The following is a 9,357-nucleotide window of genomic DNA, read 5'->3' as shown; positions in this document are numbered from 1 at the left end:
GTTGCGCCAGGCCGGAAGGGCCGGCGCCGATAATGGCGACGCGAGTAGTCATGAAAAAGTCCTGTGATCACGGAAGAAAGGCAAGACTTCCCCAGCCCCGAACGGCAACGAACCGTGGGCGGTGGAAGCGCGGAAACTTCAGGGGTCAGCAGGCAGGCGGAGGCACGGGGCGCTTGCGCTTGTGCGCCAGCAGGACATCGCGGGGCGGGATCGACAGGGTGTGGAAGAGTGTCGAGAGCGGGGAACAGCCGAGGCTGGAGACGGCGGCAGGGAAGGGCCCGGTAGGCTTGCCGATCAGGTTGGCAAGCGGGCCATGCAGCCGACGGATACGTGTGATCTCGTGCATGGGGGCGTGGTTAGCCTCTTTTCGTTATGGGTACCTTTTTAGCTATAACGCATTGGGGGAAGGGGTTCAAGGTTTGGGATTGTAGCGGCCAGGGTGTCAGAAATTTTGTCCTGGTGAAAATCAGGGCCTGCCTGGCGGCAGGCCACTGCCGGCCCGAACGCAAAAAACTGACAGTTCCGGGCAAGTGCGCTCCCACACTTAGTCCACGGCCCTTGGGAATGAAGCCCTACATCAGAAGTTGCCTCTGAGCGTCACTGTGAAGTTGCGCGGCTCACCATAGAAGTTACCCCACGAAACCGCCCCCACACTCTGGTAGTACTTCTTGTCGAACAGGTTGTTGCCATTGAGCGCCAGCGACCAGTTCTCGTCGATCCGATAGCCGATCCGTCCACTCCAGATGCCATACCCCGGCTGAACGGATTTCACCGCCACGGGCCTGATGTTGCCATCCCGGAACGCGACATCGCTCTGCGCCGTTACCCCTGCCCCCACGCTCCAGCGCTCCAGTGCTCCCGCCAGTTGGTAGTCCGCCGAGGCCCGGAACAGATGGCGCGGGAAGTAGGTGGTCGAAAACGCCGGCTCCTGCGGGTTGGCACTGGTGCTGTCCAGGTACTTGGTCTGGGTATAGGTATAGCCCGCCAGCACCTGCAAGCGCTCGATCACCTCGCCACTGATTTCCGCCTCGAAACCCTGTGCCCTGACCTTGCCCACATCGCTGTAGCAGAAGCCGTCCGAAGATCCCGGGCAGCTGCTGTCGTAGTTGGCCTCCGCCCGATGTTCCTCGACGGTGCGGAACAGGTTGAACGAGGTGTTCACGCGCCCATCCAGCAGTTCGCCCTTGATCCCCAACTCGTAGCTCGCGCCGGTCTTGGGCTGCAAGGGGCTGCCTGCCTGGTCGGTGTAAGTGCTCTGCGGCTGGAAGATCGCCGCATAGCTGGTGTAGACCGACCAGTTGTCATTCAGGTCGTAGATGAGCGCGCCGAATGGCGTCAGTTCACCGTTCTCCTGGCTGCGGTCGTGCTGCCAGTAATCCCACGCCTGGGTGTAGGAATCACGACTGTTGCGATACCAACTGACGCGCGAACCCAGCACCAGGGTCAGCGGCTCAGCCAGCTTCAGGCGAAGCGTGGCGTAGGTGCCGAATTGCCGGGTGTCGGTCTCGGTCGGGAAGGGGCCGCCACGGTAAGCGTTGGGCGCGTAGAAGCCATCGCTGGGCTCGGGGATGTGCGGGTTGGGATTGAACGGATCCTGCGACGCGCCGAGTAGGCCGGTCATGTTGATCAGCGCCCAGTGGTCGCGGGTCTGGGCGCGGCTGGCGTTGGCGCCTACGACCAATTCATGCTGCAGGCCGAAGGCATCGAATTTGCCATCCAGGTACGCGTCGAAACCGTAGTCGGTCTGGTCATAGTCGAACAGGCCCGAGTACACCGAGGATGGCGCCGAGGTCGCCCCTGCAGGCACCCCGCCAGGGGTCTCGGAAAGGGCGTACTTGATGTCCTGGTCGTTGTGGGTCCAGGCCCCGGCGAACTTGAACGCCCACTCATCGTTCAACTGGTGCTTGAGGTCGGCGAACACCGTGGTGCGCTGGCTGTCCCAGGTGTTCCACGAAGCGCCCAGGCAGGTCGAGCGACTCAGCTTCAGGTCCTTGCCATCGCTCCCCCTTGGCAGGCCGTGCCAGCAGGGCCGGGCGTCGAGCCGCTCGTAGGCGACGCCTAAGCCCAGGGTAGTATCCGGCGTCAGGTCGTAGTCCAGGGCTCCGTAGAGGATCTGGTCCTTGCGTTTACCCAGGTCGTAGAAGTACTGGCGATCCTGCAACGCTACCACCGCCCGGCCACGCAGCGTGCCCGAGGCGTTGAGCGGGCCACCGGTATCGATCTGGCTGCGGTAGTTGTCCCAGGAGCCCGCCGACAGGCTCAGGCTGGTGGTGGGCGTGCTCTGGCCGCGTTTGCGCACGAAATTGACCCCGCCCGCCGAGCTGCCCGAGCCCTTCATCATGCCCGCCGCGCCCTTGAGCACTTCGACCCGGTCGTAGTAGGCCATGTCGCCCGAGAAGCTGTTGGCCTGTACATACTCGCCGCCCACATCCAGCGGCACGCCGTCGTACTGGTACTGGCCCTGCATCATGAAACCACGCGAATAGAAGTACTTGCCGCCCATGGGCGATTCGTACACCGCGATACCCGGGGTTTTCTCCATCGCCTGGTCGATGGTGTTGATGTTCTGGTCGTCCATGTACTTGCGGGTCAGCACGGTCACCGCCTGGGGTGTCTCGCGCAGCGTGTGTGTGCCCTTGCCGATGGTCACCGCCCGCGCGGCGTAGGCCCCGGTGCCTTCGGAGGTGGCGTCCAGGCGCTGGCTGGAGATGGTCGTGGCGTCCAGCTCCAGCGAGCCGTCATTGCGCGGCGACGGGCGCAGCACATAACTGCCATTGCTCTGCGCGACCACCTGCAACCCTGTGCCTTGCAGCAGCAGCGCGAAGCCCTGGGCAACGCTGTAGCGGCCTTGCAGCCCCGGCGAGCGATGGCCGTCGGTCAAGGCGGCATCGAAGGAGAAGGCACTGCCCGAGGCCGATGCAAAGGCGCTGAGCGCCTCCGTCAGGCTGCCGGCAGGAATCTGGTACTGGCGCAGCTCACTGACTTCGGCTGCATGGGCGAACGCCGCCAGCGTGGTCAGGGCCACACTGCAAAACCCCAGGCGAATGGCTGCGGCCACCGGTTTCAGTCGGCGCGCATACGGGTACGTCATGATGGTCCTCCCCCAATTGATCCGCTCAAACGGCAGATGTCTGAGCAATGGCCGAAGGACGTGAGAAAAAAGTGCAACGCAGATGTGTTTTTTTTCGCGACGCCTCAACTGACCCGAGGCATGACACTGACCCAGTAATCGGTACGCCGCACGATGCGCAGCTCGAAACCGCTGGCCAATGCGGCGAGGGCGAGGTCGATGTCGTGTAGCGGAAAGGCCCCGGAAATCCGCAGCCCGGCAATCGATGGATCACAGCGCAGCCAGCCACGCCGGTAGCGCGACAGTTCTTCCAGCAAGTCGCCCAGCGGCCGGTTGATGGCTATCAGGCTACCCGTTTGCCACGACGCCACCGAAGCGTCGCTGCGCCACGGCTCTCCAAGCCGAGAGCGATCAAACCGCACCTGCTGACCCGCTTCCAGACGCAGGGTTTGTGCGCTGTTCAGCGGACGCACCTGTACGGCCTTTTCCAGCACCGTCACCTCGCAGAAGCGCTCGTCGGCGTCGACCGTGAAGCGGGTGCCCAAAGCCTGCACCTGCCCCTGCGACACCTCTACCAGAAACGGACGCGCCAGGGCATCAGCGGCCGTTTGCACCAGCACCCGCCCGCTCAGCAGACGCAGTACACGCTGTTCTGCGTCAAAGCGCACATCCAGGGCCGAACGGCTGTCCAGCAGGATCTGGCTGCCATCCTCCAGCACCACCTCACGCTGCTCGCCGACCCCGGTGTGCACGCTGGCCATCAGCGTTGTTCGCAGCTCGCTTCTCCAGCCGCCTATACCCACCACACCGACGCCCGCCAGCACCAGCAACTGACGCAGCACCCGCCTGCGCGACTCCCGAGCCTGACGCAGGGCCGGCGCTGCAATCTGCCGTGGCACCCCCTCGACCATCCGCCGAACCGCCTCAACCTGTTGCCAGGCCTGCTGGTGCAGAGGATCTGCATCGTGCCAGCGCTGCCAGCGCTGCTGCTCGCCCGCATCCTCGAGCCCCGACGACAGCCGCGCATACCACTGCGCCGCACAGCGCAACGCCTCGCGCTGCGCTGTGCTCAACGGCGATGACACGGCGCTCACAGCAGCCCCAGGCGCATCAGGCAGCACTGCTCCATCGCCGTGGCCATGTGGTTGTTCACCGTGCGTACCGAGACGCCCAGGCGCTCGGCGATCTGCGGATACGTCAGCCCCTCGAACTGTGACAGGATGAACGTCTGACGCACCTTGTCGCCCAGGCTGTCTAGCATGCGATCGATTTCCATCAAGGTTTCCAGAACGATCGCCTGGTCTTCCTCGGATGGGTGGTCGCAGGCGGGCAGGGAGGCCAGCGCCTCGAGATAGCTCTGCTCCAGCGCCCGGCGGCGGAACAGGTCGATGACCAGACCTTTGGCGACGGTGCTCAGATACTGGCGCGGCTCGCGGATATCCAGGGCACGACGCGCCTTGATGACCCGCACGAAGGTGTCTTGTACCAGGTCGGCGGCATCGCTGGTGGAGTCCAGACGCTTGCGCAGCCAGCCACGCAGCCAGGCGCTGTGGGTGAGGTAGAGAGCCTCGGTGGCGGAGCGCAGGGCAGAATCGGTGGGGGGCATGGGGGAGGGGAGTTGTTAATGGGAATTAGTGCGATTTGAACTCTTTTGGGCAGGGTTTGGCAATGGGGGGCTTGAGGTGTGCGCTGTGGGCGGGCTGGTGCTAGCGTGGCAACACCACAGTCGCCTCCAGCCCACCGCCATCGCGATTGGAAAGCCGCAACTCACCGCCATGGCTGGCCGCAATCCGCTGGGCAATGCTCAGCCCCAGGCCATACCCACCGGACGCCTGGTTGCGCGAACCCTCTCCACGCACGAACGGATCGGTCACGGTATCCAGCAGGCCCTCGACAATACCCGGCCCGCGATCCTCGACATGAATCCGCACCTGCGCCGCATCCGCCTCGAGCCGCAGCGAAACCGCCTTGCCATAACGCAGGGCATTGACCAGCAGGTTCTGCAGGCACCGCTGCATCAGCAAGGCATCGACCTTCACCTTGCCCACTTCACCCTGGATCGGCAGCGGCTCTTCGGCGCTGGCCAGGTCTGCACACAGGCGCGCCACCAGTCGGTCCAGGTCCACCTCCTGCAGGTTCTGTTGCTCGCCGGCCCGCAAATAGTCCAGTACCTGGCCGATCATGGCGTCCATCTGCACGATGTTCTGGCGCAGGCGCTCTTTGTGTTCGCCATCCTCCAGCCGTTCCAGGCGCAGGCGCATGCGGGTCAACGGCGTGCGCAGGTCGTGGGAGACCGCAGCGAGAAAGTAAGCCTTGTCGTTGACCATGGCGATCAGCCGCTGCTGCATGGCGTTGAACGCCTGCGCCGCCTGGCGCACTTCCTCGGGGCCTTCCAGGGGCAGGGCCGGCTGCTCCAGGTTGCGTCCCAGGCCGCGGGCGGCATCGGCCAGGCGCCGCAGCGGGCGCAGGCACAGGCGTACGGCCACCAGGCACACCAGCAGCACGGCGACGATGCGCAGGGCATAGACGCGCAGCAGATAGTCGCTGATCAGCACCCACGCCGATTCGCCGCTCCACCCCTGCAACTCCTCGCCGTCGATGAGCAGCCAGTGGCCGTCGTCCATCGGCACGGCGAACTGCAGATGCGCCTGGGCGGTACGCAGGCCGAACAGGCTGCGCCAGACGATCGGCTGACCAAGCTCATCGGTCAGTTGCACCTTCAGCAGGCGCGCCGGCTGGTCGTGGCCGAGTTCGTAGGCCAGCGCCTGGTGCAGCAGCAGTTCGATGCGGTGACGGCCGCGCCGGTCGTCGCGCTGGGCCTTGGGCAGCGATTCGGCGCAGCGCAGGTGATAGCGCGGCGGCACCTGCAACTGCCCGACATGGCAGTCGGCCTGGGCGATCAGCGGGGCACTGCGCGCAGCGATCAGCCGCACCGGGGCTTCGAACACCTGGGCGAAGCGCACGTCGAACCAGATGCTGCTGGACATCAACTGGATCAGCAGGGTGCCGCTGATCATGATCAGCAGCAGTTGGCCGAACAGCGTCCTTGGCCATAGCCGGCGCAACAGGCGCACGTCAGGCGCCTGGCTCGCGGGCGATGCTGAGCAGGTAGCCTTCGTTGCGGATGGTGAGGATCTGCGCGCTGCCATTGACGGCGCGGCGCAGATGCTGGCGCAGGCGGCTGATGCACATGTCCACCGAGCGGTCGTCGGGCAGGTGGTCGCGGCCAAAGGCGCTGCGCGTGAGGTGATCGCGCGATACCACGCGGTTGTTGGCTTCGAGCAGCTCGCGCAGCACGCGGTAATCGGAGCGGGGCAGGGTGAGGGCCTGGCCGTCGGGGTGAGTGAGCAGGCGCTTGATGTGGTCGAGGCTGAACCCTGCGAACTGCTGCGCCTGGCTGGCGGGCTCTTCGCTGGGTGTGTCGAGGCGTTGCGGGCGGCGCAGGACTGCCTTGATGCGGGCAATGAGTTCACGGGGTTCGAAGGGCTTGGACAGGTAGTCGTCTGCGCCCACTTCCAGGCCAATGATGCGGTCCAACGTGCTGCCCTTGGCCGACAGCATGATCACCGCCAGGCCCGGCTGCGCCTGCAACTGTCGACACAGGCTGAGGCCGTCTTCGCCGGGCAGCATCAGGTCGAGCACCACCAGCTCGACCTTGTGCCGCGCCATTTGCTGGCGCATCTGCTCGCCATCGGCGGCAGCCAGCACGAGGTAGCCGGCATCGGTCAGGTAATCGCAGAGAAGTTCGCGAATCTCGTCGTCATCGTCGACAACCAGCAAGGTTGTGCTCATTGCGGGGGACACCTGTCAGGGGCGCTTGAAAGGCGCCCGTTACGTTCCATTACATCCCCGTACAAGCCGGGGATGGAGCCCAGAGGGCACATCCCTAGAATCGTAGCAAAAACCATCTGCGAATACGAAGCCTTCCCAAATGAAACCTCAGAGCATCCCTGGCGCCTGCGCCCGCTTCACCCGCGGTGGCAGCCGCCTCTCGCCGCTTGCCTTGTGTATCGCCTTCAGCCTGTCCGCAGGCGCCTTTGCGGCTGATCCCCAGCCCCTGGAACTGGGCGCCACCAACATCGAAGACAGCGCGCTGCCCAGTGCCGACGACGCCGGCCAGCTCGGCTATACCGTCGAGAGCACGCGCAGTTCCACCGGCCTGAACTTGACCCCGCGCCAGACCCCGCAGTCGGTGACCAGCATCACTCGCCAGCAGATGGACGACCGCGATGTGCACAGCATCGAGCAGGCGCTGGACACCGCGCCGGGGATCAGCGTCAGCAAGATGGAAGTGGGCGGGCGTACCGATTTCCGCGCCCGGGGCTATTCGATCAGCAACTGGAAGATCGATGGCCTGCAGTTCCCCGGCGGCTCTGACTTCAGCGGCAGCGGCAACGCGCTGAACCTGGACCTGTACGAGCGCATCGACATCGTCCGTGGCGCCAACGGCCTGCTCGGCGGCACCGGCGACCCGTCGGCGACGGTCAACCTGATCCGCAAGGCGCCGACCCGCACCTTCGGCGGCAGCGCCTATGCCACCTACGGCAGCTGGGACAAACGCCGCCTGGGCGCCGACCTCAACCTGCCGCTCTCCGAAGACGGCCGCCTGCGCTCGCGCTTCGTGGTCACCCAGCAGGACGCCAACTCGTTCCGTGACAACCAGTCCGAGCGCGCCCGTGCAGCGCTGGCCAACTTCGAGTTCGACCTGGACGACGCCACCACCCTTGGCGCCGGCTACCAGTACGAATACAACAAGGTGGTCGGTGGCGGCTGGGGTGCCAACATCCCGATCTGGTATGGCGACGGCAGCAAGACCGACCTGCCGCGCAGCACCAACGTGGTGCCCAGCTGGAGCTTCGGCGAGTACATCACCCGCACCACCTTCGGCTCGCTGCAGCACCGCTTCGACAACGACTGGACCCTGGACCTGAAAGGCTCCCAGAGCACCAGCGATGCCCTCAACCACCGCGGCCTGGCCAAGGTCAACTCGTCCGGGCGCGGCGTCTACGGCGGCTACTGGGACCAGGATGGCAGCGGCGCGGTGCTCAACGGCCTGCACAGCTCCAGCGACACCACCCAGCAATCGGCGCAGATCGATCTGTCTGGCCCGTTCCAGATGTTCGGCCGCACCCACCAGGCGATGGTCGGCTACAACGACAGCCGCACCGTGGCCTGGTCGCCGGAATACACCTGCACCATGGTCAGCGCCAACAGCGTCAGCGCTCCGGCCCTGGGCTGCCAGTTCCGCGCCAATAACGGCCTGCCACTGAGCAACTGGCTCAACGGCGTGGACAGCGACTACGACATGCTCGCCTCCCAGACCGGCCGCCACAGCAAGACCACCACCCGCCTGCAAGGCATGTACGCCGCTACCCGCCTGAGCATCACCGACCCGCTGTCGGTGATCCTCGGCGTGCGCAGCACCGACTACTCGGCCACCACCCGCAACGTCAGCGGCGTGCGCAGCAACCAGCGGAACAACGGCATCGTCACCCCGTACCTGGGCGCGGTGTATGACCTCAACGACACCTACTCGGTGTACGCCAGCTACACCGACATCTTCAACCCACAGACCGAAGAGACCGCCAGCGGCACCAAGGTCGAGCCGATCCGCGGCCAGAGCTACGAGACCGGCATCAAGGCCGCCTGGTTCGACGGCCGCCTGAACGCCTCGGCGGCGTACTTCCGCACCAAGCAGGAGAACAAGGCAGTCACCGACGGCGACCTGCTGACCCCGACCGGCGCCACCGCCTACAAGGCAGGTTCCGGCCAGGAAACCGACGGTATCGACCTGGAACTCGCAGGCGCCCTGACCGAGAACTGGAACGTCTACGCCGGCTACACCTACCTGCACTTCCGTCGCCTCGACAGCGACGGGCGCAGCGATCCGTCGCACCTGTTCAAGGCCTCGACCACCTACCGCCTGTCCGGCCCGCTCGACCGCCTGACCCTCGGCACCGGCGTCACCGCGCAGACCAACATCCGCGCCCTGTCCACCCCAGCTGGCCAGCCGACCAACGGGGTCAGCCGTAGCTCGAGCGACGTCAACTGGTCGGGCTATGCGATCTGGAATGCCATGGCCAAGTACCAGCTGACCGACGACACCAGCGTCAGCCTCAATGCCAACAACCTGTTCGACAAGCACTACTACACCCGCTACGGCTTCTACGCCGGAGCGATCTATGGCGATCCGCGCAACCTGTCGCTGACCGTCAGCACGGCGTTCTGACGTGGTGGGGCCGCAAAGCGGCCCCTTTTCTCCAAGGCAGAGGATGAATGAGGCGATA

At 65.3% G+C, this 9,357-nt stretch carries 7 protein-coding genes; 1 reads left to right on the top strand and 6 read right to left on the bottom strand.

All coding sequences use genetic code 11. The annotated features are described in order from the left end of the window. Positions 1-145: 145 nt before the first annotated feature. The 6 genes from VA602_RS14015 to VA602_RS13990 all read right to left on the bottom strand — a co-directional run bounded on the left by VA602_RS14015 (position 146) and on the right by VA602_RS13990 (position 6,862). Positions 146-346, bottom strand: coding sequence for a hypothetical protein (locus VA602_RS14015; RefSeq protein ID WP_323453494.1), 201 nt, complete (start codon positions 344-346; stop codon positions 146-148). 231 nt (positions 347-577) lie between these two features. Then, entirely contained in the window at positions 578-3,091 is a 2,514-nt protein-coding gene (locus VA602_RS14010; RefSeq protein WP_323453493.1) for a TonB-dependent siderophore receptor, read from the bottom strand. Positions 3,092-3,195: 104 nt separating this feature from the next. Continuing rightward, positions 3,196-4,164, bottom strand: a complete 969-nt coding sequence (locus VA602_RS14005; protein ID WP_323453492.1) for a FecR domain-containing protein — start codon at positions 4,162-4,164, stop codon at positions 3,196-3,198. After that, the gene (locus VA602_RS14000; protein WP_323453491.1) at positions 4,161-4,676 is read right to left on the bottom strand and encodes a sigma-70 family RNA polymerase sigma factor; all 516 of its coding nucleotides are present in this window, start codon (positions 4,674-4,676) and stop codon (positions 4,161-4,163) included. Before VA602_RS14000 ends, VA602_RS14005 begins: the two co-directional genes overlap by 4 nt. A 100-nt stretch (positions 4,677-4,776) precedes the next feature. Then, positions 4,777-6,144: an ATP-binding protein gene (locus VA602_RS13995; protein WP_323453490.1), complete on the bottom strand. Its 1,368-nt coding sequence runs from the start codon at positions 6,142-6,144 to the stop codon at positions 4,777-4,779. 1 nt (position 6,145) lies between these two features. Further along, the gene (locus VA602_RS13990; protein WP_323453489.1) at positions 6,146-6,862 is read right to left on the bottom strand and encodes a response regulator transcription factor; all 717 of its coding nucleotides are present in this window, start codon (positions 6,860-6,862) and stop codon (positions 6,146-6,148) included. Between the two features lie 139 nt (positions 6,863-7,001). Here VA602_RS13990 and VA602_RS13985 point away from each other — a divergent pair, with 139 nt between their 5' ends. Beyond that, complete coding sequence (locus VA602_RS13985) at positions 7,002-9,299, top strand: TonB-dependent siderophore receptor (RefSeq protein ID WP_323453488.1); 2,298 nt, start codon at positions 7,002-7,004, stop codon at positions 9,297-9,299. Positions 9,300-9,357: the final 58 nt, after the last annotated feature.

The organism is Pseudomonas machongensis (assembly GCF_034961125.1).
Classification (GTDB): Bacteria; Pseudomonadota; Gammaproteobacteria; order Pseudomonadales; family Pseudomonadaceae; genus Aquipseudomonas; species Aquipseudomonas machongensis.
This window is presented reverse-complemented; position numbering and strand designations above follow the sequence as displayed.

Excerpts from the sequence above, each read along its gene's own strand:
- VA602_RS14015 (WP_323453494.1), bottom strand. The coding sequence starts at position 346 with ATGCACGAGATCACACGTATCCGTCGGCTGCATGGCCCGCTTGCCAAC.
- VA602_RS13990 (WP_323453489.1), bottom strand. The coding sequence starts at position 6,862 with ATGAGCACAACCTTGCTGGTTGTCGACGATGACGACGAGATTCGCGAA.
- VA602_RS14000 (WP_323453491.1), bottom strand. The coding sequence starts at position 4,676 with ATGCCCCCCACCGATTCTGCCCTGCGCTCCGCCACCGAGGCTCTCTAC.
- VA602_RS14010 (WP_323453493.1), bottom strand. The coding sequence starts at position 3,091 with ATGACGTACCCGTATGCGCGCCGACTGAAACCGGTGGCCGCAGCCATT.
- VA602_RS13985 (WP_323453488.1), top strand. The coding sequence starts at position 7,002 with ATGAAACCTCAGAGCATCCCTGGCGCCTGCGCCCGCTTCACCCGCGGT.